The organism is Hymenobacter sp. HSC-4F20 (genome assembly GCF_019599275.1).
Taxonomy (GTDB): domain Bacteria; phylum Bacteroidota; class Bacteroidia; order Cytophagales; family Hymenobacteraceae; genus Hymenobacter.
Genome location: NZ_JAHZTD010000002.1, coordinates 924,087 through 948,185 on the forward strand (window position 1 = coordinate 924,087; position 24,099 = coordinate 948,185).

The window sequence follows — 24,099 nt, forward strand, 5'->3', positions numbered from 1 at the left end:
ATGAACAAACGCGAGCTACTGCTAACGGAGGATCACTTCGATAAATCTATTCAACGCCGTACCCGGTTTATTGCTGTCTCTGAAGAGGATGCACAACTGCCAGCCGACGAAGTCCGCCACGACCTAGTGTATTTAGGTATTTTCAACCGCCGCGTGGAATTGGCGGAATTGAAGTACTCTCGCGGTTACCCCGTCGAAGAAGTGAAACAAGAGTTGTTGGCCGCTATTGAGGCCTTAGAGCAATACAAGCAGCAGACGCAGGCGGATGAGTTCTTCTTCAACGGGGAGCAAGATGAGTACATGCAGGCCGTGGAGCTCCTATCATTGGCCTTGCTGCTGCATGTTGACCTGGATGTGTTCCGTCGCTTGGCAGACGCCATCGGAGCTACCGGGCAAGACTACGTGCTGGAATGGCTCATTAGCCGCCGCCTGCCTGAGCGCCAGCCGACCACCACCAAGCTACTCTTTCCCAAAACCTACGCCCGCCTGCGCGATGCTATCCAAGCCCCGCCGGACCTGCAGCCGCAGCTTTTGCGCAGCTTCCTGGCTGGCTGGTACGAGAGCCTCAACACAACCTGGTACAACATCCACGCCCACCGCCTGGATGCTGCCGGCTTCACGGGCTACTGGTGCTGGGAAGCCGCGGCCGCGGCCTATAGCTTGGGCCTAGATGACTCAGTGCTGCAAACCATGCGCTACTACCCCAAAGACCTGGCCGACTACGCCTTCGGCCGTAAGCCAACCCTAGCCTAACGTAAAGCACACGCGCCCCCTCTGTTCGCAGAGGGGGCGCGTGTATTTTCCCGCACATGCGGAAGTAGAACTACATGTGAATTGCGCGGTTCTCGGTGGCGGCTAGGCAGGCTTCCTTCATGGCTTCGGCGTAGGTGGGGTGGGCGTGGCTCATGCGGGCGACGTCCTCGGCGGAGGCGCGGAACTCCATGGCCGTTACGGCTTCGGCAATGAGGTCGGCGATGCGGGGACCGATCATGTGCACCCCCAGGATTTCGTCGGTTTCCTTGTCGGCCAGTACTTTCACGAAGCCGTCGAGGTCCATGGAGGCGCGGGCGCGGCCCGAGGCCCGGAAGGGGAAGTTGCCGATTTTGTAGGCCTTGCCCTGCTCCTTCAGCTGCTCTTCGGTGTAGCCTACGCCGGCCACTTCCGGCCAGGTGTACACTACCCCGGGGATGAGCAGATAGTTTACGTGCGGCTTCTGGCCGGCAATGGTTTCGGCCACGAACACGCCTTCTTCCTCGGCCTTGTGGGCCAGCATAGCGCCCCGAATCACGTCGCCGATGGCGTAGATGCCGGGCACGTTGGTTTGCAGGTGCTCATCAACCTTAATGCGGCCGCGCTCTTCCATTTCAATGCCAGCCGCTTCCAGGTTCAGGCCCGCCGTGTAGGGCACGCGGCCCACGGCTACCAGGCAGTAGTCGCCTTCAAATTTCACTTCCTCGCCTTTCGGGTTGGTAGCGGTTACGGTCACGGCGTCGCCCTCGCGGGTAGCGCCGGTTACTTTGTGGCTCAGGAAAAACTCGATGCCGATTTTGCCCAGAATGCGCTTCAGCTCTTTGCCCAGGGCGCGGTCCATGGTCGGGATGAGGGAGTCCATGAACTCCACCACCGATACTTTCGCGCCGAGGCGGGCGTACACCGACGCCATTTCCAGCCCGATTACGCCGCCGCCAATCACAATCATGTGCTTGGGCACCTCCCGGATGTTCAGGGCCTCGGTGCTGGTGATGATGCGCTGCTTATCCTGCTGAATGAAGGGTAGTACGGTGGGCTTAGAGCCGGTAGCAATGATGACGTTTTTCGTCTCGATCTGCTGCTCCTCGCCGCCCGCGGTGGGGGTAATCTTGATGTGATTCTTATCCACGAACGAACCCACGCCCTTCAGCACGTCGATTTTGTTCTTCTTCATCAGGAACTGGATGCCGTCGGTGTTGGCCTTCACTACCCCGTTCTTCCGGTCGATGAGCTGGTTCATGTTGATCTGCAGGTCGCTCAGCTCAATGCCGTGCTCCTTGAAGGTGTGGCCGGCATTGTGGAAGTGCTCCGTCGAGTCGAGGAGGGCTTTGCTGGGGATGCAGCCTACGTTGAGGCAGGTGCCGCCCAGGGTGTCGTACTTCTCAATCAGGGCAGTTTTGAGGCCTAGCTGGGAGCAGCGGATGGCCGCCACATAACCGCCCGGCCCGGAGCCGATGACGGTAACGTCGTATTGGTTCATATTCAACGAGTGAATTCGGTGGAAATCAACAGGGCAAAGGTAGGCAAGCCGAAGTTGTGAGGTAGGGAAATTGTGAAATGCTGACCAAGCATATGTTCTACCAGAGCCAAGGCTGTCTCCCTTCTTGTGTAACGAGCGGTAGAGGGTGGTTGACTAGCCTGAAACGGTGACAGTAAAACGACCGGAACCGTACGACTACCCCAGACTGTCATGTCGAGCTTGTCGAGACATCTCGCTGGAATCGTTGAGGTAGCAATGCAACATCAGCACGCGAGATGTCTCGACAAGCTCGACATGACGTGTGGAAATAGACTGTTTACTGATTATCAACCTCCCCTACCCCCTCGTTACACAAGAAGGGAAACAGCCTTTAACTCCGCGCTTGTGGCTACTAGAAGTTGTAGTGCTAGGGCTGTTGCTTAACCGATGCTGTGCAGTGCGCAGGAGTAACAGGTAGAGCGGCAGCCTCACAGCTGCTGGTCCATTCGCTGAGGCTTTTGAGGATGGGTAGCAGCCGCAATCCGTTTTCAGTGAGGGAATAGTCCACGCGGGGAGGCACCTCATTGAAGGCTTCGCGCCGGATCAGGCCGGATTCTTCCAGCTCCTTCAGCTGCTCGGCCAGAACTTTGCGTGATATCAACGGTATATGCGCCGCCAGTTGCCCGAACCGGATGCGGCGCTGGCCTATGCCCCAAATAATGAGGGGTTTCCATTTCCCGCCGAGGATGCCCATGGTGCGCGTCATGGAGCAGGAAGAGCTTAGCATCTGGTCGTTTTTCATGATAGTTACCTTGAGGTTACTAGTAACGTGCTTGTAACTAGTTTCTTCACAAACTTACTACCTATTAGTAACTAATACACACTATTAGCAGTTCCTTTGCGTAACAAATGCCCTCAAGCTGCTAGCAACCTCTGCTTTGTTTGCCGCAGAAAGCCGACCTGATCAGCGGCTGACTGCGGATGGAGTGGCCAAACCACTCTGGTTTAGTAACCGCCGCAAAACAAGTGCGCGGGCTTATACACCCATAGATCAGCTCCTCTTTATTGAGGATACCCACATGAAAAAATTAGAAGGAAAAGTCGCTGTTATCACGGGCGGAAACAGCGGAATCGGCCTGGCTACGGCCAAACGGTTTGTAGAAGAAGGTGCCTACGTGTTCATTACCGGCCGCCGCCAGCAGGAGCTGGACGCCGCCGTGCAGCAAATCGGCCGCAACGTAACCGCCGTGCAAGGCGACGTAGCCAACCTCACCGACCTCGACCGGCTGTTTGCCACCGTACAGGCCGAGAAAGGCACCTTGGATATTGTGTTTGCCAATGCCGGGGGCGGCGAGTTTGTACCCCTAGGCGCCATCACGGAAGAGCATTACGACAAGACCTTCAACAGCAACGTAAAAGGGCTGGTGTTTACGGTGCAGAAAGCGTTACCCCTGCTCAAGGATGGCAGCTCTATTATTCTGAACGCCTCCATCACCTCCATTAAAGGCAGTGAGGCCTTCAGCGTGTACAGTGCCACGAAGGCAGCCGTCCGCTCCTTTGCCCGCACCTGGACCACGGACCTGAAGCAGCGCAAGATCCGGGTGAATGCCCTCAGCCCCGGCCCAATTGCTACGCCCGCCCTAGATGGCCTCGTCAGCCCGGAGGAGACCGAGCAGCTCAAAGCCAACCTGGTGAGCAGTGTGCCCCTGGGCCGCCTCGGCGACCCCGACGAAATAGCCAAAGCCGCTTCCTTCCTCGCCTCCGACGAGAGCAGCTTCATCACGGGCATTGAGTTGTTCGTGGATGGGGGCGCGGCTCAAATTTAAGGCCTGAGCCGGCTACAGCCAATGGCCTTACACCGGCCCCAGAACCCTTGTACGAAAGGCCGCAAATCAGGCGGGTTCCTGCTTACGCAACAAAGCTCCTCTTCTGGATATAGAAGAGGAGCTTTTGTAGTATGGGCCGCCCTTGCGGCCAGAGCTAGGTGGCGGGCTCCAACCGCTCTACCTGAGCGCGCAGCACAGCTCGGGCAATGCCCAGGTTAGTGGTGCTGGAATCAACTACCAGGTAGATAAAACGCCCACCGTTGCCTGTGAGTCGCAGCAGATGCAGCTGGCTGGTAAGCGTAATGAGGATATCCTCAATGGTTTCGCTGGCCAATTGCAGGGCTGTAAGGGCCTTGAGCTTGTGCTTTACCACTTCGGCATTGTAGGCGGCAGCGGTAGCGGGATCAAACTCGGGCGTGGTGGTGTGCGCCGCCAGGCTAGCGCCTGAGCTTACATCTACCACGGCCACGGCCAGCAAATCGGGCAGCTCGGCTAGTACCTGCTGCACTACTTGGGTAGCGCGGGGGTCGGGAGGAGCGGGTGCCTTTAGCGTTCGGCCTGAAGCCTTTTTACGATATGATTTAGGTTTCACGCCTTGAACATACTAGAATACTCCGGCTTAGCCGGTGGCGAGGCCTAGAAAAACAGCCACCGCTTCTTTTTCTGCTCGCGGGGCAGCAGGGTCACATCGGCCGTACGGGAGCCTTTCACAGCCACTTCCTCGTCGTGGTAGCCGCCGTAACCGTATTTAAGGGAGGTAGTGCCGGCTGGTACGGTCAGCACGTACTCGCCCTGGGCGTTGGTTGATACGCCGCGCAGGCTGCCGGGCTGCATTACGGTAGCCCCTACCAGGGGTTGGCCGTTTTCACCCTTGATCTGCCCGCGTACGGTAATCATGCGCATGGAGGCGGCTGAGGACAGCATTTCTGCCGAAGTAGCCGCGCCGGCATCCAGGGCTTCCGTGGTAGCCACGTCGGTAGGCAGGCTGTTCGTGGGCGTGCGCTCCGTGGGCAGGCTGGTACCAGCAAACACCATGGTGCCTACCAGCACGGCCGAGGCGGCCAGGGTAGTAGCCCGGCGGCGGAAGCGCACGGGCTCAGCCCGGATGTACTGAATCTGCTTCTGCACCCAGGTAGGCGCCGCACCGGCCTCTTCGGCGGCTTGCAGCTCTTGCCAACGCGTGAGCGTGCCGTGGGCCTCGTCGGCGTCGCGGCGCAGGTACTCTTCTACGGCTCGGGCCGAGGCTTTGCTCAAGTCGCCACGCAGGTAGGCGTCCTGATACACCGGCAACAGCTCACCGGTCTGCGGATCAAAAGGAGAAGCGGTAAGTTTCATGACATGCAGTGGGGGTGAAGGGTGAGTAATAGAAAAAACAGCCGCTGCTATGGCCTACGCCCCGGCTTACTCGCCGTCCTCGCAGCTGCGCATCACGGCCCGGGCAATGCCCAGGTTAGTATCACGGCAGTCGACGACCACGTATAGAAACCGGCGGCCGTCGGGGAGCAGCCGCAATAAGTGTAATTGCGTGTGGAGCGTAATAAGCACCTCTTCCAGCTGCTCCTCGGCTGGTAGGCGTAGGGCAGCCAGCGCCAAGCGCTGCTGCCGGATAACTTCGGCGTTGTGGCCGACTACTTTGCCCACGTTGAATTCGCGGGCGGTGGTATAGGAGGCCAGCGCCTGCCCCGAGTCGAGGTGCACCACGGCCATGGCCAGCAGTTCGGGCAGGCCGGCCAGCACGTTCTGCAAGATTCGCTCAGCAGCGGCCCGCTCGGCACCCGTCGCCGATGATACAATTTTGTTGACCACAGGCCCGGTCAGGTCCTGTAGCCGGTTCAAAAAAGGTAGTTGCATGCAAGCCTTCGAAAAAGCGTCACCTCGCAGCACAACTCCGGGGGCGGCCTGGGTGGCGCAGCCCTCCGGAAGCGCTGTGCTCAGTGGAAAACGGCAGGCTAGGGCCTGCCGTTTTCTAAATTACTGTAGAGATAGAAGCATTCAGTGAAGCTTAGTTGAGGCTGCTGGCGTGAGTGCGCAGTACTTCGCGGGCAATGGCCAGATTAGTGTCGCGGGAGTTTACCACCAAGTAAATAAACTTGTTGTTTTCCGTCAGCTTCAGCAAATGAATCTGATTGGTGAGGGTAATGAGAATGTCCTCAATAGTTTCGCCGGCCAGCTTCAGGGCCGACATAGCCTTCTGCTTCTGCTTTACTACTTCCGTGTTATAGGCAGCCGCCGTGTCGGGGTTAATAGAGGGCGAGTTGGAGTGCGAAGCCAGGCTCATGCCGGAGTTAGTATCTACTACGGCTACGGCCACTAGGCTGGGCAGGTCGTTCAGGATGCCTTCTACTACTTTACCGGCGGGGTTATTAACTGAGTAAGCCATGCTACTGGGTTGAAGAAAATATGGAGATGAGGAAGTGAAAAATCAATCTGCACAAGCCGCCTGTTCCTCTTCTGCCACCATGCCCAAGCCCACGCGTTGGCCTGCTTCCGGCGACGTAAAAGAAGTTGTAAAAAAACTTGTGGGTAAATCAGTGAGGCTGTTGTGTCTAGCCCCAGATCATGACCGATCTACTCCACAAATATCCCCCAGCACTTCCCTTGAAAAAATGATAATGATCAATCTTAAAAATGATTATCATCACTTATTTCCCGCAGTTTTAATTTGGTCTCCCACAATGGGATTAGCAAAATTATATTTCCGCTAATTTACAAAACATTTGCGCGGCGCCCAGCCTCCCAGCACAGTATTTCTTTCAAGCACAGATACGAAACAGGATATTTTCTGGTTTCAACACGGCTTATCTTTCAATAAAAATAGTGTCCATCCACTCCTGCTGGCTCCCCTGTACCCCACGTCTACCTAAGGAAGTGGTGCGGATTTGCCGTAGGGGAGCTAGCACCGACTGTCAACGCCCTATACTTCCCGACTAAAGGCTTTGCAGGGCGTTGACAGTCGGTGCTGGCTTTGTGCAGGGGGAGCCACCCAACCAAGAGCAGAGCCACCGGCACACGCGTGTTTTCAGGCGGCAGTAGCCGTTTCTGGCCCTGCCTACCGAAACCCAAAGCGCAACCCCGCTCTGGGAATCTAGCTGTACAAGGACGCCAAGTGGGTAAGTTTGGCCAGGTTCAGCACCGTAATACGACTCCCTTGGGTGGCTACAATGCCTTCCTCCCGCAATTCGGACAGCAGACGGCTGGCAGTTTCCTTGGCCGTGCCCGTTAGGGCGGCCAGGTCGTCGCGGGAAATGGGGATGCTGAAGTGCGTATCGGTATCGGGCCTGAACAGGTTGTAGAGCAGCAACAGGGCTTCGGCCAACCGCTCACGCACGGGCTTGTAAGCCGTATGCAGCAAACGCTCCTCAGTTTCGCCTAAGGCTTGGGCTAGCAGGCGCAGTAAGGACTGGGAAAACTGCGGATTCTGGTTAATGATGCTAAAGAAATCGGTGCGCGGCACCAAGCACACTACGCAGTCGGTGAGGGCCGTAGCCGCAGTAGAATACGTGCCACCCATCATCAGGGAGCGGTAGCCCAGCACGTCGCCTTCTTTGGCCAAGCGCACAATCTGCTCCTTGCCATCGGGGCTGATCTTGGAGACTTTTACCTTCCCCTGGTAAATACAATAGAGCCCGCCCGGCCGACCACCCTGCTGAAAGATAACTTGGCCCTTGTGGTAGGACTGATGGACTTTTCCTCCCGAAATGAGCGCCAACTCACTGTGCTGGCAGGAACCCAGCAACGACTGCCCCAGATGCGGACAGCCTTGGCAGTTCGCCGGAATTGACGGTACAACCATAACCTAAGCTTAAGCGAGTAGAATTATTGCACAACTATGACTTTCCATTCACTACGCACTGAGCCGATAGCCAGGGGGCAGGACTGCGCTTGCGCAGCCTCTGCAAAGTTCAAAATTTCACGGAGTAAAGTCTTGTCCACAAGCAAAATTCTAGCCTCACTGCTGATAGGCGCCTAACCACAACGAAAGCCTTTTCGTGCCAGTACAGGCAATTTATCGATTAATTATTTTTTAACAGAGGAGAGTCAGCCAAAAAATTCGCGTCTCAAATTGAAAAGCAACGCTCCCATAATTGGAATTACAATCCCGGAATAAGATAAATTATTGGCTGCACATCCGGCAATTGCTCCTGTACGCTGCACCCGCGCTGTCGTAGCGGGGGCGCGGGGGTAGGCCTGCTCATTCAACTAGCACCCCAATGTAGTAATTCTGGGTATCCACCTCCAGGTTGTCTTTGGTAAGGCCTGACAAGTTCAGGGGCTGGAAGGAGGTGGTAGTGGGCACCAGCTGATACTCGCCACCCTTGATCCGGACCCGCACGGGCAAATTGAACTCGGGCACAGCGGCAATCCAGCGGGCCTGGGCACCCCGGGAGGTAAAGCGCACCTCCAGCGTGGGCAAGCTGGCATGGCGCAGGTACTGGTCGAATACCGGCGTGAGATTCTGGCCAATCTGCTGATTAAAGTAGTTTACTACCTGCCCGGTCGTAACGGTTTGGTGGTAGAAGGTGCGGGAAAGGCCGCGCAGCAGTTCGCGCCACCGGGCATCGTCGGGCACGTAGGCCGTCCGGATAAGGTTCAGCAGGTTGCTGCCCTTGTCGTACATATCGGAGGAGCCTTCCTTGTTTACCTCGTAGGGGCCGATGATGGGGCCATCGTTCTGGATATTGCGGCGCTGACCGTGGATGTACTGCCGGGCCGCATCCTTCCCGAACTGGCTTTCCACGAACAGGGCTTCGGAGTAAGTAGTGAAGCTCTCATGGATCCACATATCGGCAATGTCCTTGCTGGTGATGTTGTTGCCAAACCACTCGTGCCCGCTTTCGTGGATGATAATAAAGTCCCACTTCAGGCCCCAGCCGGTTTCGGAGCGGTCGGCGCCCAAGTAGCCGTTCTGGTACTTGTTGCCATAAGCCACGGCGCTCTGGTGCTCCATACCCAAGTGCGGCGTTTCTACCAGCTTGAACCCGTCTTCATAGAAAGGATAGGGCCCGAACCAGTTTTCCATGGACTTGAGCATGGGCTTCACGTTGGCCGCGAACTGGGTTTTGGCCTTCGCCAGGTTTTCGGGCAGCACCCAGTAGTCGAGGGGTAGCTTGCCCTTTTCGCCGGCGTATTCATCACTGAAATGAGTGTAGTCGGCCACATTGAGGGCCACATCGTAGTTGTTGATGGGGTTGTTCACAAACCAATCGAACCGGGTGGCGCCGCTTTTCAGGGGAGTGGTTTTGCGCAGGCGGCCGTTCGATACATCCTTGAGGCCCTTGGGCACCGTCACGCTGATGAGCATGCTGTCTACCTCGTCGGCCTGGTGGTCTTTGGTGGGCCACCAAATGCTGGCTCCTACCCCCTGGCAGGCCGTAGCAACCCAGGGTTTGCCCTTGCTATCCTGCGTGAACACGAAGCCTCCGTCCCAGGGCGCGTGCTTGGCTTCGGTGGGCTGGCCGGCGTAGTACACCGTAAACTCGGCCCGGCTCCCCTTTCGAATAGCTTCCGGAAAGGTGACGAACACGGCATTGGCTTCACGGGTAAATGGCACCGGCTTGCCCTGGTATTCTACCTTCTCCACCTTCAGATTAGCAAACAGATCGAACTGCAGCTTGGTGAAGTCTTGGGTGGCCGTGAAGCGGAACAGGTTGGAGCCCCGAATGGCTTTCTTGGCTACGTCCAGCTGCACATCGAGGTGGTAGTAGTTGATGTCGTAGCAGGTGCGCAGGGGTGAGAGGTGCCCCCGCAACGAATCAGCCCGGGTGAAAGACGATTTGGGCTGCATCAGCTGAGCCGAGGATACGTGGGCCAGCCCGAGCATGCTGGCAGCGAGAAGAGCAGAGAAAAAGCGCACAGACAAATAGCGTGGGTAGGCAGTAAAGAACGGCATTCCGGGGGAAGCGCTGCATAGTGCACCTGCAGCTGGCGTGCGGGCCCGCTGAGTACTCAGCCTAAAAGAGCAGCCAAGCTACAGGTTGCCGGGCCGAGATATTGCTACCCCCTTTCTTCCTGCGAAACTACCGTAGGTTTGCGGCCGGTTCTACTTCCGTATCTATGTCCACGAACACCGCTACCCATTCGCGCGCTTCCCTGCTGCTGGCTTTTGCTGCCGTCTATATCATCTGGGGCTCTACCTACCTGGGCATCCGGTTTGCCATTGAGTCGATGCCGCCGCTGCTGATGGCTGGCAGCCGCTATGCGCTGGCGGGGGCGGTGCTGTACGGGTTTATGCGGCTGCGCGGCGAGCCGGCCCCTACTTGGCGCGGGTGGGGTGTGGCCCTGATTATCGGGATTTGCCTGCTGGCTTTTGGCAATGGCGGCGTGACGCTGGGCGAGCAGTACATTCCATCGGGACTGGCGGCGCTGCTGGCCGCTACGGTGCCTATGTTTCTGGCGGTGCTGGGCTGGTGGAGCGGGGTAGCCCAGCGCCCTACCCCGGCCGTGGCCCTGGGTTTGTTTTGCGGACTAGGTGGGGTGTACCTGCTGGCTCGTACGCCGGGGGCCAGCCATGTGGCCCTGCCGGGGCACGAAACCTTGGGCATGGGGCTGGTGCTTACGGCCGCGCTGGTGTGGGCTATTGGCTCGTTGTACTCCAAGCGCCACCAACCCAGCCCTTCGCCTTTCCTTTCGGGCGGCATGCAGATGCTGTGCGGCGGACTGGTGATGCTGGTAGTGGGGCTGCTGCGCGGCGAGGCCCACGGGTTCGAGCTGGCTCAGGTGACGGCTAAATCCTGGACGGCTTATGTGTATCTGGTTACGTTCGGGTCGATTGTGGCCTTTACCGCATACATCTGGCTGCTGCGGGCTGTGGAGCCGGCGCTGGCCGGCACCTATGCCTTCGTGAACCCGGTGGTAGCTGTGCTGCTGGGGTGGGCATTTGCCGGCGAGGCCCTGAATGTGGGGATGCTGGGCGGAGCCGGCCTTATTGTGCTGGCGGTGGCGCTGGTAGTGCTGGGCGGCCGAAAGCCAGTAAAGTCTGGTAGCTAGCTGCTGGGGCTACGCCGGCCTCTCTTCTTTGCCTTCGCGTATGCGGAGGGCTCACCTGTTTGCTGGTTTCTTGCTTATCCTAGGCCTATTCGGTTCCTGCCAGATGCAAAATACTTCCCCTGCTGCTACCCCTTTTATCGGCTCAAACCCTATTTGGCACGCCGACGCTTACACGGTCTACCCCGACTCGGTGGTGCAGGGCTCCTGCATAGCCCAGGCCGTGTCGAGCACGGAGCTAACCTCTACCTACTGTAGTCCGCCCAACGCTTTTCTGAGCCCGCGCATTAGCTTCAAGTTCAGTATTAACGGGCAGGACAATGAAATGCCTATTGGTCAGGACCATGTGCTTGTGGCCCTACCCCTGCCCGGGGGTCAAACCCTCGAAACGCCGGTTATCGTCTTCGGGCAGCAATTCTTGGACGAAACGCCTATTCCGGCCGATACCTATCTGGAGCCCAACACCCGCCTGAAAATCAGGCTGGACCTGCGGCCCCTGCTGGCCTCATTTCGGGAGCAGGGCTACTACCAGCTCTACACCGGACAGAAACTTTATCAGCACGATTTTCAGCGTGTATTCGTGGCCGGCAGCACGGCACCGTTGAGCTGGGACTTCGCTAGCCTTAGCCAGACACCCGAGCTGGAACTGAAGGACCCCGATGGCAACGGCATCTACGAAACAACGCTCACACTTCATGCACCTACCGCTACCCCCGCGGCTACCCGCACCTGGAAGCACAGCCTCGATGTGAGCCACTTCCCCCAGTATTCTTCCGACTACCCCCTGCTCGATGCCTTATATAACCTGTCTTTGGAAGAAGCTAAGCGGGCCGTGGAGCCCGACGGCACCTTCCGGACCGGGCAGGAGTGGGCTGGCGTCTGGACCCGCGACATTAGCTACAGCATCCTTCTGGCCCAAGCCGCCTTGCAGCCCGAGGTAGCCAAAACCAGCTTGCTGCGCAAAGTCACGCCGGAGGGCCGCATCGTGCAGGATACCGGTACGGGCGGGGCCTACCCCTGCTCCACCGACCGGATGATCTGGGCCGTGGCCGCCTGGGAAGTGTACCAAGCTACCGGCGACGAGGCGTGGCTGCGCCAGGTGTATCCTATTGGTAAGAAGTCGATAGAAGATGACGTGCAGAACGCCTATGACCCGGCCACTGGGCTGGTGCGCGGCGAGTCGTCGTTTCTGGACTGGCGGGAGCAAACCTACCCCGCCTGGATGCAGCCCGCCGATATTTACCAGAGCCAGGCTCTGGGCACGAATGCAGTACATTATCAGGCCAATGCCATCGTAGCCGAAATGGCTGCGCTATTGGGCGACACTGCTACCGCTGAGCAGTATCGGCAGCAGGCTCAGGCTATCCGCACGGCTATAAATGAGCACCTGTGGCTACCAGAGCAGGGTGCGTACGGGCAGTTTCGCTACGGCCGGATCTACCCGGTACTTTCGCCGCGGAGCGAAGCCTTGGGGGATGCCTTAAGCGTGCTGTTTGGGGTAGCGCCTTCCAGTCGGGCAACTAGCATCATCGCCCGTTCGCCCCTCATGGAGTATGGCGTGCCATGCATTTACCCACAGATTTCGGGGATTCCGCCCTACCACAATAATGCAGTGTGGCCCTTTGTCCAGAGCTTTTGGGGGCTAGCGGCCGCACAAGTAGGCAACGAAACAGCCTTTCTGGCCAGCATAGCGGCGGTGGCTCGTCCGGCAGCATTGTTTCTAACCAATAAGGAAAACTTCGTGGCCTCCAACGGCGACTTCAGTGGCACCCAGATCAACAGCAGCAACATGCTCTGGAGCTTGTCGGGCACTGTGGGGCTAGTGTATAAAGGCTTGTTTGGGATGCGCTTTGAACCGACGCGCTTGGTGTTCGCGCCCTTTGTTCCGCAGGCCCTGCGGGGTACGCACCGCCTTACCAATTTCTCTTACCGCGGTGCTGTTCTTGACATTGAGCTAACCGGCTTCGGCAACCAGATTGACAGCATTACGCTCGATGGGCAGCCCCTGCCGGAAGCGTATATACCCGCCACTCTCGCTGGCCAGCATCAGCTATATATTACGTTGGTTAATCATTCGCCTGAGCCAGCATATCACGTTAACCAGGTGGCCCACCACGTTTCGCCACCTACCCCGGCTCCACAGTATACAGCGGGCTACCTCAGCTGGCCGGCCGTACCTTGGGCCGCTACCTACCACATCCTGCGCAACGGCCAGGTTACAGCTCGCACTACCGACACCAGCTTTCCAATCCTTACCCCCACGGCCTATACCGAATTTCAGATAATAGCTGTGGACTCCGCCGGTTTTGAGTCGTTTGCTAGTGAGCCGCTCGCCGTAGAGCCTGCCCCATTCCAAATGAGTATAGAGTTGGCAGCAACCCTGCCTGATTTAGCATCCTGCTACCCCGGCTCGGATGGCAAAGCCTCGGTAGAAATCAGCACGACAATTAACCGCACCTTAACTATCCCGGTAACTGTGCCCCACGATGGAGTATATGCCCTTGACTTCTATTATGCCAATGGCAACGGCCCCATCAGCACCAGCAACAAATGCGCTTTCCGGACGCTCCGGCTGGGCCAGCAGCAACTGGGCACCGTGGTACTACCCCAGCGCGGCGAACAAGCCTGGGCAGATTGGGGGTACTCTAACCCAGTTGTAGCGCGCCTGCCCAGCGGCCACCTCCTGCTAACTCTGAGCCTGGAGGAAGCCAACCAGAATATGCACGGCGAAGTCAACCACGCCTTACTTCACCACCTGCGCCTAACGCACCTAGAGTAGCATCCGTTTACTACTCTCCTACCTCTTCGCTCTGGCCGAACCCGAACCTGGCCGAAGATATGCAACGTGTAAAGCCATGTCCGAAACCCTATCCGATATTCAATCCGAAGAAGACATTCGCCGGTTGGTAGATGCCTTTTATAGCCGCGTGCAAACCGATGACCTGATTGGGCCAATTTTCGAGGCGGTGGTACACGGCAATTGGCCCCGGCATTTGGCCACCATGTACGACTTCTGGAGCAGCTTGCTACTGAGTACCAGCCGCTACCGGGGCCGGCCCTTCCCCAAACACCTGGCCCTCCCCGTCGACAGCCGGCATTTCCAGCGCTGGCTCTCGTTGTTTGTAGAAACGGTAGAAGCGCATTTCAGTGGTCCGAAGGCCGATGAAGCAATATATAAAGCAGGCAACCTTGCCACCATTTTTCAGTATCGTATCGAGCAGGCGCGGAACCCGCTTAACCTGCTATGAAACTTTTTATAGATAAAGTACCTTTACGGTCTGCTAATCAGCGCGAAAGGATATAATTTCGAGGAATCGGGAAAATATTTTTCGCGAATTGGCGAATATCCAGCAACCTGCGTAAATTCGCTACGTATCCACCAGTCCTACCCCGTACGTATGGCTACAACTCCTACACTTCCCGATCTGCGCACCGAAGGCGACATCAAGACTTTGGTGGATACCGCATTCAGCAAGGCCAATGAAGATGAGCTTCTGGCTCCGCTGTGCAATGCCGTAGCGCGAGTACATTGGCCCCGCCACCTCACTTCCCTGTACGACTACTGGAGCACGGCACTGCTGGGCACCACCCGTTATCAGGAAGGCGAAATGGTACCGCTCCACTCGGCGCTGCCGGCCCAAGGGCCCCTGTTTCAGCGTTGGGTTTCTTTACTCAAGCGTACCGTCGACGAAAAATTCGCCGGTTCGAAAGCGGAAGAAGCCAAAAGCAAAGTCGCTACCCTAGCCTCTAACTCGCGCGCTGCTTAGCGCCTGTCCACCCGCTCTTTTTCACCCACCCCCGCTCCTTTCCTCACTCCCATCCACCCCCACCACCCACCCGCTGAAAAGCCCCCTGGTTTATTCCAGAGGGCTTTTTTGCGTTATAGCAAAAGGCTAACGCTGGCCCGTAAAGTTTTTGTGAGCGTAGTGTAGCTGCAGGTATGTCACCAGTTGCTCAAAGCTGGCATACTCCTTATCCAGAATATAAATTCTGCCGCTACCCTTGAAGTCGAAGTGCAGATACTTACTTGAAGCACCTCCGCGACTCGAAGCAACCCACCACCCTACCAGGGTATTCAGGGGTTGCCGGTTTATTACCACGCCTGGAATTTCTTCCAAGATAAACTCTTGCTTGGAAAGCGTAATCCGGTGACGCCTTAGGGTTGTCAGATACCAACGGGGTAGGCCCACCCCTAGTAACAGCACAAGCAAAATGCCGGTCCACTGCTCATTATGGTTCTGGTTGGGCAGCATACTGCATATAATCAGAAAGCAGAGAAACCCACTACCGCTCATAAGCAGGTAGCACCCCATTTTGGTAATTGTGTTATTCGATTCTATTTGTATCACGGTTCGCAGTTCCGTCTACTATTTGACAAGAAAAAGCCGTGTTCCTGAGTGGAAACACGGCTTTTTCCTAGCTGGATGTCACCTTACACGCCTAACAGCAGGCGGGTTGGGTCTTCGAGCAACTCTTTCACGCGCACCAGGAACGATACCGACTCGCGGCCGTCGATAATGCGGTGGTCGTAGCTCAGGGCCAGGTACATCATCGGGCGGATTACCACTTGGCCATTTTCGGCTACGGGGCGCTGCACAATGTTGTGCATACCCAGGATGGCCGACTGCGGCGCATTGATAATCGGGGTGCTCATCATGGAGCCGAACACGCCGCCGTTGGTGATGGTGAACGTGCCGCCGGTCATCTGCTCGATGGTGAGCTTGTTGTCGCGAGCCAGGGTAGCCAGGCGCACGATTTCCTTCTCAATACCATCAAACGACAGCTCCTCGGCGTTGCGGATTACTGGCACTACCAGCCCTTTTGGAGCCGATACGGCAATGCTGATGTCGCAGAAGTCGTTGTAGACGATGTCAGTGCCATCAATCTGGGCATTCACGGCGGGCCATTCTTTCAGGGCCACGCACACGGCCTTGGTGAAGAACGACATAAAGCCGAGGCCTACCGAGTGCTTTTCCTTGAACTTGTCCTTGAACTTGTTGCGCAGGTCCATGATGGGCTGCATGTTCACCTCGTTGAAGGTGGTGAGCATAGCCGTTTCGTTCTTCACGGATACCAAGCGGCGAGCCACCGTCTTGCGCAGGTTGCTCATCCGCTCGCGGCGCTGCACGCGGTTGCCACTGGCTGCCGGAGCCGCCTGGGCAGGGGCTACAGGAGCTTTGGCCGGCGCGGCAGGGGTAGCAGCCGGAGCTGGGGCAGCTGGCTTGGCCTGGGCATTCTGGGCGTCTTCCTTCGTGATGCGGCCATCCCGACCAGAGCCTTGTACGTCGACGGGGTTAATGCCTTTCTCACCCAGGATTTTGCCAGCCGCCGGCGAAGGCGTGCCGGTAGCATAGCTGGTAGTGCTAGATGTAGCCGGAGCCGACGAAGCAGCCTGGCTAGTGGCAGCAGGTGCAGCGGCCGGGGCCGAAGCAGCCGGAGCAGCCCCGCTACCTCCTTCAATGCGGGCAATGGTAGCCCCAATACCAATCGTTTCGCCTTCCTTGGCGGCGTGACGCAGGGTACCGCTACCCTCGGCAGGCAGCTCGAAGGTAGCCTTATCCGATTCCAGCTCAGCAATAATTTCGTCGCGCTGTACTTGGGCGCCGTCTTCCTTCAGCCATTTGGCAACCGTCACTTCCGTGATAGACTCGCCCACGGCCGGAATCTTCATCTCCACCGTAGCACCACCCGAAGTTGCGCCACCAGCGGCCGGAGCAGCGGCCGTAGCCGTATCAGCCGAGCCGGCCTGCGAGCCGCCGTAGCCGCTCTGGTTGCTGGCCTGGGGGTTTTGCTCGCCTTGGGTTACGGGGTCAGCGGCAGGGGTAGCAGCCGGAGCGCTGGTTGTGGGGGCCGAAGCCGCTGGGGCTCCAGCCCCATCGATTTCCGCAATAGCCGTTCCGATGCCGATGGTTTCGCCTTCGGCCACCCGGATTTTCAGTACGCCATCCGTTTCGGCGGGCAGCTCAAACGTGGCTTTGTCCGATTCCAGCTCGGCAATTACTTCGTCGCGCTTTACGGTGTCGCCGTCGGCTTTCAGCCATTTGGCAATGGTAACCTCGGTGATGGATTCGCCGACGGCGGGGATTTTAATTTCCAGACCCATAGGTGGGGATTTTGAGGAGTTTCGGTGGGGATGTCGTTGATGTTGTCATTCCGAAAGAAATGAGGAATCTGAGGTATTGACCCTATAGCAGACCCAGATTCCTCGCTCCCGCCCGGAATGACAGACACACTAGTCGGTTTTCTGGGCTTTGGCGGCGGTTTCCTTGATAACGGTATCGGCTACCTCCTCGCGGGGCTTGTCGAAGGCGCGGGCCACGAGGTCCTTCTGCTCCTTTACGTGCACCTTGTTGTAGCCGGTAGCCGGCGAGGCCGAGGGCTTGCGAGAAATAACGTCTTCCAGCTCGCGGCGCATGAAGCGTAGCAGGTAGTTCCAGTAGCCCATGTTCTCGGGCTCCTCCTGTACCCAGTACACCTTGGCTTTGGGATACTTCGCCAGTTCGGCCTGTAGCTGCTTCTGCGGGAAGGGGTGCAGCTGCTCCAGGCGCACAATGGCCACATCCTTACGCTGGGAGGTTTGCTGCTCTTCCAGCAGATCAAAGTACACCTTGCCCGAGCACAGCAGCACGCGCTTCACCTGCTTGTCTTCGGCGTATACATCGCCGAGTACTTCGCGGAACGTGCCGGAGGTAAACTCCTCTACTGGCGATACGCACAGCGGGTGGCGCAGCATGGACTTAGGCGACATCACCACCAGCGGCTTGCGGAACTCCCAGGTCAGCTGGCGGCGCAGAGCGTGGAAGAAGTTGGCCGGCGTGGTCATGTTGGCCACGATGATGTTGTTTTCGGCAGCTAGCTGTAGGAAACGCTCGGGGCGGGCGTTGGAGTGCTCCGGGCCCTGGCCTTCGTAGCCGTGGGGCAGAAGCATCACCAGGCCGTTCATGCGCTGCCACTTGCTTTCCGACGATACCACGAACTGGTCAATCATGGTCTGGGCACCGTTGGCAAAGTCGCCGAACTGGGCTTCCCAGATTACCAGAGCCGTGGGGTTGGCCATGGCGTAGCCAAACTCAAAGCCCAACACGCCATACTCACTCAGCAGCGAGTTGTAGATGTTCAGCTTCTCCTGGCCTTCCTCGATGTAGTTGAGCGAGTTGTAGGGCGCGGAGGTTTCGGCGTCGTGCAGGACGGCGTGGCGGTGCGAGAACGTACCACGCTGCACATCCTGGCCGCTCAGGCGCACGATGTGTTTTTCAGCCAGCAACGAGCCATAGGCCAGCAGCTCGCCGGCTGCCCAGTTGAGGACGCGCGTTTCGAAGAACATCTTCTTACGCTCCTTCATCAGGTTGTCAATCTGCTTCAGGGGTTTGAAGCCCTCGGGCAGGGTAGTCAGGGCCGTGCCTACCTTCTGCACCAGCTCCTCACTGATACCCGTAACCGGCGACTGGTCGAAGTCCTCGGGCTTGGAGCGGCGCAGGCTGCGCCATTCGTTTTCGAGGGCCTGGTAGTTGTAGGGCAGCGGCTTCTGCTTTACCATGTCCAGGCGGGCCTGGAGCAGGTCGCGGAACTCGCGGTCCATCTGGTTGGCTAGTTCTTTGTCTACGTCGCCGCGCTCTACCAGCATAGCATTGTACACCTCGCGGGGGTTCTGGTGCTTGCTGATGAGGTTGTAGAGGGTAGGCTGCGTGAACTTGGGCTCGTCCGACTCGTTGTGGCCGTGGCGACGGTAGCACACCATATCAATAAAGATATCGGCGTGGAACTGCTGGCGGTACTCAGTGGCGAGCTGCACGGCAAACACCACAGCTTCGGGGTCGTCGCCGTTTACGTGCAGCACGGGGGCGTCGATAATCTTCGCCAGGTCGGTGCTGTAGATAGACGAACGGGCGTCTTCGAAGTCGGTGGTAAAGCCTACCTGGTTATTAATCACGAAGTGCACGGTGCCACCGGTCTTGTAGCCTTCCAGCTGCGACATCTGCGTTACCTCGTAGCCGATGCCCTGGCCCGCCACGGCAGCGTCGCCGTGAATCAGGATGGGCAACACCTTATTATAGTCGTTCTGGTAGCCGTGGTCGAGCTTGGCGCGCACGAAGCCTTCTACTACCGGATTCACCGCCTCCAAGTGCGAGGGGTTGGGGGCCAGTTTCAGGTTCACGCTGCGGCCACCGGCATCTACCTGGCTGCTGTAGCCCATGTGGTACTTCACGTCGCCGTCGCCCATGGTCAGGTCCGGTACGGCAGTGCCCTCGAACTCCGAGAAAATCTGCTCGTAGGTTTTGCCCATGATGTTGGCCAGCACGTTCAGGCGGCCGCGGTGGGCCATGCCAATCATCACTTCCTCCACGCCCAGCTCAGCACCCTTCCGGATGATGGCATCGAGGGCCGGAATGGTGGTTTCGCCACCTTCCAGCGAGAAGCGCTTCTGGCCGAGGAATTTGGTATGCAGGAAGTTTTCGAATACCACGGCCTCGTTGAGCTTGCTCAAGATGCGCTTCTTGTACTCTACACCGGGGTTAAAGCTCAGCGAGTCCTTCTCCACTTTCTCGCGGAACCAGTCGAGCACCTGCGGGTCGCGGATGTACATGTACTCGAACCCGATGGTGCGCGTGTAAATCTTCTGCAGCGCCGATACAATGTCGCGCAGGGTGGCTTCCGTGCCCAGGCCCAGCACTTCGCCGTTCTTAAACTTGGTGTCCAGGTCAGCGTCGCTCAGGCCGAAGTCCTGCAGGTTCAGGCGGGCCTTGCGGTCTTTGCGCTCACGCACCGGGTTGGTGCGGGCTACTAGGTGGCCGCGGCTGCGGTAGGCATGAATCAGGTTGCGGACTTGCGTTTCCTTGTCGGCGGCTACCGTATCCACGGCCCGGATGGCTCCGGCCTGGTTGGTGCTGGCTGTAGTGCCAAGCACGCCCTCGCCATCGGCCTGCCCTACCCCATTTTCGGAGTATTGCTGGGCAAAATCGAAGCCTTCAAAGAATTTCTGCCAGCTTACGTCAACCGATTGCGGATCGGCTTTATAGGACTGGTAAAGCTGGTCAATGTATTCGCCGTGTGCATTGGCGATGTAAGAGTAAGCGTCCATGCGGTGGGAACTGGTGGTTCAGAAGCAAATGTAAATAGGTTGATTAGAAAGCTAAAACTGATATTCGCATGTTCAAATAATCCTCTCTATCAACCACATGAATGGAAGCATAGTTTTCGACTGAGTTGAAGCGTCCAATCTAGGAATAAAAAGAAAAGCCGCCCCTATTTATCCGGAACGGCTTTTCATAAGATTTAGGGGTAGCGCTATTTGGCAAGAGCCATCTTAAAGATGTGGTAGGGTTGGTCCTGCTTCCCAATGCCTTTGTTCCAGGTAGGCGTTTTGTGAATAGCTGAGTTAGTGATGTAGAGCGTCTTGCCATCGGCAGAGAAGGCAAACGTGTCGGGCCACTCCAGGCGGGGGTCCTGCACTACCATTTCCACCTTGCCATCTGGGGTGCGGCGCTTAATGGAATGATCCTCAAAGGCTGTCAGATACACATTGTTGGCGGCGTCAATTTCCATTCCGTCGCAGGCAGGCACTTTCCCTAAGTCCTCAATCTGCTGGGCCAGTTGGGCATCCGACAGGGCCGGGTTGCGCAGAGCTTCGGTTTTGATGCGGTAGAGCTTGTAGCTGGTCAGGGGTTTCCAGTAGAGATACTGCAGGTCCTGGCTCAGGGCAATACCATCGGCGTTGAAGCGGGCCTTGTTGCCGCTGGGGTCAATCAGTTCCTTGCCGTCAGCCTTGATGTTGAGGGTAGTATCGGCCATCATGGAGGCGTGCTGGGCCAGCAGCTTGCGCGACTTGCCTGACTTCAGATCCACTACTACCAAGCTCCCTACCCCCGATTCGGTGATGTAAGCGTACTGGTTCTGCGTATCCACGCGCACATCGTTAAGGTAGGATTTGCGCGAGGCTACACTTTCGGGGATGCTAATGTTCTGCACCACCTTATCGGTCTTGGGGTCAATCTTGACCAGCTTGGGGCCGCCGGGCACGGTGCCTTTGATGCCAGGGGAGGCCGGATCAAGCACCCACAGCATACCGGTTTTGTCGACGTGCACGCTTTGCGGGCAGATCCAATGCTTCTGCGGCTCGTTACGCACGGTCTCGTTCCACAAATTCCAGTTCGCATCGGGGTAGCCTTTTACGGAGCCATCGGGCATGATTTCGGCCACCGGGTTCACCGGATTATTGTCCCAGCGCGGAAAGTCGCCGAATACCCGGCCATCGGGGGTAACGGCTACGCCTACAATCTGAGGCTCACGGAACTGCGCCACCACTTGCAGAGGCGAGTTAGCGGGAGCCACTGGGGCCGATGCAGCGGTAGAATCAGCAGAATTTGTGGTGGTAGCAGCGTGGTTGGTGGGCGACGAGGAAGGAGAAGAGCAGGCGCTTAACCATACGCCGGCCAGCAGGCTTGCGTAGCGAAGAGGGGTAGTGAAACCTAGCATGGACTGTTGAAGCATGTGCAGGAATAATAGGGTAGAAAAGAAACGAAGCAGCGGCCGTGCTTGCCTTCCTCATCCATACGGCCTCACTACAAGCAGGTTCTCAGCCCAACTATAACCCTCGGCACCTAACTCCCGTAAGGGGCGAAGCTATTACGAAAGCCCCTCTTAATTCTACTAATATAGTTAGCATTGGCTTCAAAAGCCAGTTTAGAAAAACTTCGTATATTTGTGCCCTTCAAAATGTCATCATTTTGTAAATACAACTAATTATAATAATTATCTATATTTATCACCTGTCCGCTTAGTTCTTTTGCCTGTTTTCGGCTAATAATGCCGTTTATCATACCACTAAAGGCGCTTTTTCTATGCTAACGTAGATGGCGCGCTTCCCTCAGCCGAGTCGGGCCGGCTGTCCATCCTCTCCGGACCAAAGTGAGAGTTCACGAACCCAACTGTCATGTCCATTGCGTTATTCCTACTGACCTTCCTATTCCCTCCCCGTACCATTTCTGTTCCCGCTCTAGCCCTACCTTCGACGGTAGCGACGCTAAGCCCCCGTCCGGTAGCTGTTGCTCTACCGGTAATGCCCGTAAAAAAGGCTCCTACTACCCTCACGTACCGGGTTACCGCTACCACCTACTGGCCCGAAGTGGACCAGACGGACGATAACCCCATGGAAACCGCCGACGGCTCCATTATCCCCAACCGGCACTCCAGCAAAACCCGCTGGCTGGCCGTATCCCGCGACCTGCTTGACAAGTGGGGCGGCCCCTTCCGCTACGGCGAAAAAGTACGCGTACGCGGTATTTCCGACGCTTTGGATGGCGTCTACATCATCCACGATACCATGAACCGCCGCCACCGCCACTGCGTGGACGTGCTCATCAACGAGCGAGAGTCAGACCGCGGCCTAGAGGGCCGTTGGGCTAATATCAAGCTTACGAAGTACACCGAAGAACCAGGCTGGCAGCCGGGTTAAACGTGCCTTTTACTACCCTGCCTTTTCAGGAAAATGCTCCAGTAACCGGGGTTTTCCGTCCGCATCATACAGGAAGGTGAGCGGCTCGGCGGGGTTGCGCAGAATTTCCTCTAACGAAATCTGCCACCGTTTCCACATTTCCAGCAACGACTGTCCGTACGCGCTATTTTCCCACGGGTTGAAAATAGAGGTGGTTACGTCGTCAATCAGCGTATCCATTATTACCTCGGTATCACCGGGCCGCACGGCGCGGGGGTAGTAGTCGGGGATGACGTTGAGGATATACGCCGCATAGTACACCCGTGCTTTAAATTCCGCAATCTGTATGGGGTGCAGGGGGCGGTAGGCGTCTTGGTACACCCGTCGCATGGCCTGCTGAATAATGCCGTTATCTACTAGGCAAGCAACCAATACCACGTTATCAAGCTTGATGCTGAAGGCAATGGTGCTCAGGTCGTCATCATACTCGAAAGGAATGGTGTCTTCGCGCGGGTCGGCTTCCAGAATAAAAATAGAAGCGGGCGTAAAATCGTCATATTCCATGGGAACCCGCAGGGCCTGCAAAGGCTGAAAAAACGCCTGAAACCGCCGGAGCAACATGGCATTTTCGGCTAGTGGGTACTGCGGCCGGGCCAGCGGATCGAGCTCGGTGAGCAGTTCCGTAACCAGAATGCCGTAGAACATCTTGCCCAGCCACAAAAACAGGGTTTGCTCGTCTACCTGCCGAAAACCCGCTACCCCCGCGGAAGCAGCTACCTCTATCCGGGCCTCGAGCGGCTCCACATGCTGGGTACGGCACTTTGGGCAGCAGGCAATGCGCAGATCCTGATACTGCACAATACTCATATCCAGCAGCTTAATTTGCCGTTCCTGCAGAGCGTACCGTGTCATTAGCCAGTCGGCGAAGACGGGGATGGTATCCTGCGGGGGCATAGTAGGCATACCGCATAAAAAGCAGCGGTGCATACTAAAGTGCATTCCCCCGAAGGGGTCGTAAAGCGTAAGGTCGGCGAGCGGCTGAAATTCAGACATAGGGCTGGAATGAGGCGGCAAAAATACGGCGCTTCGGTTGCCCAAACAGCACTCTGTGGCAAGTGCTGCCTGAGCGGATACGCCGGCATACGAGGACTGAATACTACCCAGCCCCTCGATTGTTATGCCTCAATAGCAAAGGCCCTGACTACCAGTAGTCAGGGCCTTTGCTTGCTCCGGTACAAGGTAGCGGCTAGCGCGACAACGTGGAGCCTAGCTTGATGAGCAGCTTGCCGAGTTGAGCCAGCGGAGCACTGTAGCCATCCGACGTTTCGTCAGCCACTTTGGAAGTTTCGGCTCCCAGGGTAGCCAGGGTTTCGGCAATGTCGTGGGCCTCAGCATCGGAGGAGCTAAGTTGTTCGCGTAGGGTATTCAGCTCCTGAATGATCTTGGCGAGGCCCGGGCGCTCCGAGGCGCGCAGCACTTCGGCCCAGCGGTCTATTTCGGTTAGGCCTTTTTCACTGGCCTGGTCGGGGGCGCCGGCATTGAGCAAATTAAGCGTGTCTTCGAGCAGAGCTGAGTTTTGCTGGTCGGTGACATCAAGCGGTACGGTAGGCGTAGCCGGTGTTTGGGGGGTGGAGGCGGTAGAGTCCATA

Annotated in this window: 22 protein-coding genes; 8 read left to right on the forward strand and 14 right to left on the reverse strand. The window is 57.4% G+C overall.

The genetic code is table 11. The annotated features are described in order from the left end of the window. Window positions 1–753, forward strand: a complete 753-nt coding sequence (locus tag K3G63_RS13715) for a PoNe immunity protein domain-containing protein (protein ID WP_220614662.1) — start codon at window positions 1–3, stop codon at window positions 751–753. A 70-nt stretch (window positions 754–823) separates the two neighbouring features. Here the strand turns inward: K3G63_RS13715 and lpdA are convergent, their stop codons facing one another. Continuing rightward, entirely contained in the window at window positions 824–2,230 is a 1,407-nt protein-coding gene (lpdA, locus tag K3G63_RS13720) for a dihydrolipoyl dehydrogenase (protein ID WP_220614663.1), read from the reverse strand. A gap of 406 nt (window positions 2,231–2,636) precedes the next feature. Next, on the reverse strand, window positions 2,637–3,011 hold the full coding sequence (locus K3G63_RS13725) for a helix-turn-helix domain-containing protein (RefSeq protein WP_220614664.1): 375 nt from the start codon (window positions 3,009–3,011) through the stop codon (window positions 2,637–2,639). Between the two features lie 277 nt (window positions 3,012–3,288). Here K3G63_RS13725 and K3G63_RS13730 point away from each other — a divergent pair, with 277 nt between their 5' ends. Next, window positions 3,289–4,035 carry a glucose 1-dehydrogenase gene (locus K3G63_RS13730; protein WP_220614665.1) on the forward strand — a complete coding sequence of 249 codons (747 nt, stop codon included), beginning with the start codon at window positions 3,289–3,291 and terminating at the stop codon, window positions 4,033–4,035. Between the two features lie 154 nt (window positions 4,036–4,189). Here the strand turns inward: K3G63_RS13730 and K3G63_RS13735 are convergent, their stop codons facing one another. The 4 genes from K3G63_RS13735 to K3G63_RS13750 form a co-directional block, all read right to left on the reverse strand. Then, complete coding sequence (locus K3G63_RS13735; protein WP_310794588.1) at window positions 4,190–4,627, reverse strand: hypothetical protein; 438 nt, start codon at window positions 4,625–4,627, stop codon at window positions 4,190–4,192. 44 nt (window positions 4,628–4,671) lie between these two features. Further along, the gene (locus tag K3G63_RS13740) at window positions 4,672–5,370 is read right to left on the reverse strand and encodes a carboxypeptidase-like regulatory domain-containing protein (RefSeq protein WP_220614666.1); all 699 of its coding nucleotides are present in this window, start codon (window positions 5,368–5,370) and stop codon (window positions 4,672–4,674) included. A gap of 66 nt (window positions 5,371–5,436) precedes the next feature. Continuing rightward, window positions 5,437–5,886 carry a hypothetical protein gene (locus K3G63_RS13745; protein WP_220614667.1) on the reverse strand — a complete coding sequence of 150 codons (450 nt, stop codon included), beginning with the start codon at window positions 5,884–5,886 and terminating at the stop codon, window positions 5,437–5,439. 151 nt (window positions 5,887–6,037) lie between these two features. After that, window positions 6,038–6,415, reverse strand: a complete 378-nt coding sequence (locus K3G63_RS13750) for a hypothetical protein (protein ID WP_220614668.1) — start codon at window positions 6,413–6,415, stop codon at window positions 6,038–6,040. A gap of 79 nt (window positions 6,416–6,494) precedes the next feature. Between K3G63_RS13750 and K3G63_RS13755 the strand changes: the two genes are divergently transcribed. Next, complete coding sequence (locus K3G63_RS13755) at window positions 6,495–6,740, forward strand: hypothetical protein (RefSeq protein ID WP_220614669.1); 246 nt, start codon at window positions 6,495–6,497, stop codon at window positions 6,738–6,740. Between the two features lie 380 nt (window positions 6,741–7,120). Here K3G63_RS13755 and K3G63_RS13760 read toward each other — a convergent pair whose 3' ends face one another. After that, window positions 7,121–7,828, reverse strand: coding sequence for a Crp/Fnr family transcriptional regulator (locus K3G63_RS13760; protein WP_220614670.1), 708 nt, complete (start codon window positions 7,826–7,828; stop codon window positions 7,121–7,123). Between the two features lie 399 nt (window positions 7,829–8,227). Continuing rightward, window positions 8,228–9,889, reverse strand: a complete 1,662-nt coding sequence (locus K3G63_RS13765; protein WP_310794589.1) for a M1 family metallopeptidase — start codon at window positions 9,887–9,889, stop codon at window positions 8,228–8,230. A 200-nt stretch (window positions 9,890–10,089) separates the two neighbouring features. On the opposite strand from K3G63_RS13765, the gene K3G63_RS13770 reads away from it, so the two are divergent. The 4 genes from K3G63_RS13770 (at window position 10,090) to K3G63_RS13785 (ending at window position 14,786) form a co-directional block, all read left to right on the forward strand. Then, window positions 10,090–11,022 carry an EamA family transporter gene (locus K3G63_RS13770; protein ID WP_220614671.1) on the forward strand — a complete coding sequence of 311 codons (933 nt, stop codon included), beginning with the start codon at window positions 10,090–10,092 and terminating at the stop codon, window positions 11,020–11,022. A 103-nt stretch (window positions 11,023–11,125) separates the two neighbouring features. Next, window positions 11,126–13,798, forward strand: coding sequence for an MGH1-like glycoside hydrolase domain-containing protein (locus tag K3G63_RS13775; protein WP_220614672.1), 2,673 nt, complete (start codon window positions 11,126–11,128; stop codon window positions 13,796–13,798). 76 nt (window positions 13,799–13,874) lie between these two features. Then, window positions 13,875–14,267, forward strand: coding sequence for a group III truncated hemoglobin (locus K3G63_RS13780; protein WP_220614673.1), 393 nt, complete (start codon window positions 13,875–13,877; stop codon window positions 14,265–14,267). A gap of 150 nt (window positions 14,268–14,417) precedes the next feature. Continuing rightward, entirely contained in the window at window positions 14,418–14,786 is a 369-nt protein-coding gene (locus K3G63_RS13785; protein WP_220614674.1) for a group III truncated hemoglobin, read from the forward strand. A gap of 126 nt (window positions 14,787–14,912) precedes the next feature. On the opposite strand, the gene K3G63_RS13790 is transcribed toward K3G63_RS13785, so the two are convergent. The 4 genes from K3G63_RS13790 to K3G63_RS13805 form a co-directional block, all read right to left on the reverse strand. Continuing rightward, a complete protein-coding gene (locus K3G63_RS13790) occupies window positions 14,913–15,272 on the reverse strand; it encodes a hypothetical protein (RefSeq protein ID WP_220614675.1) in 360 nt (119 codons plus the stop codon). Window positions 15,273–15,451: 179 nt separating this feature from the next. After that, window positions 15,452–17,122, reverse strand: coding sequence for a 2-oxoglutarate dehydrogenase complex dihydrolipoyllysine-residue succinyltransferase (odhB, locus tag K3G63_RS13795; protein WP_220614676.1), 1,671 nt, complete (start codon window positions 17,120–17,122; stop codon window positions 15,452–15,454). Window positions 17,123–17,251: 129 nt separating this feature from the next. Further along, window positions 17,252–20,098 carry a 2-oxoglutarate dehydrogenase E1 component gene (locus tag K3G63_RS13800; RefSeq protein WP_220614677.1) on the reverse strand — a complete coding sequence of 949 codons (2,847 nt, stop codon included), beginning with the start codon at window positions 20,096–20,098 and terminating at the stop codon, window positions 17,252–17,254. Window positions 20,099–20,304: 206 nt separating this feature from the next. Then, entirely contained in the window at window positions 20,305–21,507 is a 1,203-nt protein-coding gene (locus tag K3G63_RS13805) for an SMP-30/gluconolactonase/LRE family protein (RefSeq protein ID WP_220614678.1), read from the reverse strand. 568 nt (window positions 21,508–22,075) lie between these two features. On the opposite strand from K3G63_RS13805, the gene K3G63_RS13810 reads away from it, so the two are divergent. After that, entirely contained in the window at window positions 22,076–22,471 is a 396-nt protein-coding gene (locus K3G63_RS13810) for a hypothetical protein (RefSeq protein WP_220614679.1), read from the forward strand. A 12-nt stretch (window positions 22,472–22,483) separates the two neighbouring features. Here the strand turns inward: K3G63_RS13810 and K3G63_RS13815 are convergent, their stop codons facing one another. Together K3G63_RS13815 and K3G63_RS13820 are read right to left on the reverse strand one after the other, a co-directional pair. Then, complete coding sequence (locus tag K3G63_RS13815; protein ID WP_259404442.1) at window positions 22,484–23,503, reverse strand: hypothetical protein; 1,020 nt, start codon at window positions 23,501–23,503, stop codon at window positions 22,484–22,486. Between the two features lie 193 nt (window positions 23,504–23,696). Next, window positions 23,697–24,098: a hypothetical protein gene (locus tag K3G63_RS13820; RefSeq protein WP_220614680.1), complete on the reverse strand. Its 402-nt coding sequence runs from the start codon at window positions 24,096–24,098 to the stop codon at window positions 23,697–23,699. Window position 24,099: the final 1 nt, after the last annotated feature.

Excerpts from the sequence above, each read along its gene's own strand:
- K3G63_RS13715 (WP_220614662.1), top strand. The coding sequence starts at position 1 with ATGAACAAACGCGAGCTACTGCTAACGGAGGATCACTTCGATAAATCT.
- lpdA (WP_220614663.1), bottom strand. The coding sequence starts at position 2,230 with ATGAACCAATACGACGTTACCGTCATCGGCTCCGGGCCGGGCGGTTAT.
- K3G63_RS13725 (WP_220614664.1), bottom strand. The coding sequence starts at position 3,011 with ATGAAAAACGACCAGATGCTAAGCTCTTCCTGCTCCATGACGCGCACC.
- K3G63_RS13730 (WP_220614665.1), top strand. The coding sequence starts at position 3,289 with ATGAAAAAATTAGAAGGAAAAGTCGCTGTTATCACGGGCGGAAACAGC.
- K3G63_RS13740 (WP_220614666.1), bottom strand. The coding sequence starts at position 5,370 with ATGAAACTTACCGCTTCTCCTTTTGATCCGCAGACCGGTGAGCTGTTG.
- K3G63_RS13745 (WP_220614667.1), bottom strand. The coding sequence starts at position 5,886 with ATGCAACTACCTTTTTTGAACCGGCTACAGGACCTGACCGGGCCTGTG.
- K3G63_RS13750 (WP_220614668.1), bottom strand. The coding sequence starts at position 6,415 with ATGGCTTACTCAGTTAATAACCCCGCCGGTAAAGTAGTAGAAGGCATC.
- K3G63_RS13755 (WP_220614669.1), top strand. The coding sequence starts at position 6,495 with ATGCCCAAGCCCACGCGTTGGCCTGCTTCCGGCGACGTAAAAGAAGTT.
- K3G63_RS13760 (WP_220614670.1), bottom strand. The coding sequence starts at position 7,828 with ATGGTTGTACCGTCAATTCCGGCGAACTGCCAAGGCTGTCCGCATCTG.
- K3G63_RS13770 (WP_220614671.1), top strand. The coding sequence starts at position 10,090 with ATGTCCACGAACACCGCTACCCATTCGCGCGCTTCCCTGCTGCTGGCT.
- K3G63_RS13775 (WP_220614672.1), top strand. The coding sequence starts at position 11,126 with ATGCAAAATACTTCCCCTGCTGCTACCCCTTTTATCGGCTCAAACCCT.
- K3G63_RS13780 (WP_220614673.1), top strand. The coding sequence starts at position 13,875 with ATGTCCGAAACCCTATCCGATATTCAATCCGAAGAAGACATTCGCCGG.
- K3G63_RS13785 (WP_220614674.1), top strand. The coding sequence starts at position 14,418 with ATGGCTACAACTCCTACACTTCCCGATCTGCGCACCGAAGGCGACATC.
- K3G63_RS13790 (WP_220614675.1), bottom strand. The coding sequence starts at position 15,272 with ATGCTGCCCAACCAGAACCATAATGAGCAGTGGACCGGCATTTTGCTT.
- odhB (WP_220614676.1), bottom strand. The coding sequence starts at position 17,122 with ATGGGTCTGGAAATTAAAATCCCCGCCGTCGGCGAATCCATCACCGAG.
- K3G63_RS13800 (WP_220614677.1), bottom strand. The coding sequence starts at position 20,098 with ATGGACGCTTACTCTTACATCGCCAATGCACACGGCGAATACATTGAC.
- K3G63_RS13805 (WP_220614678.1), bottom strand. The coding sequence starts at position 21,507 with ATGCTTCAACAGTCCATGCTAGGTTTCACTACCCCTCTTCGCTACGCA.
- K3G63_RS13810 (WP_220614679.1), top strand. The coding sequence starts at position 22,076 with ATGCCCGTAAAAAAGGCTCCTACTACCCTCACGTACCGGGTTACCGCT.
- K3G63_RS13815 (WP_259404442.1), bottom strand. The coding sequence starts at position 23,503 with ATGTCTGAATTTCAGCCGCTCGCCGACCTTACGCTTTACGACCCCTTC.
- K3G63_RS13820 (WP_220614680.1), bottom strand. The coding sequence starts at position 24,098 with ATGGACTCTACCGCCTCCACCCCCCAAACACCGGCTACGCCTACCGTA.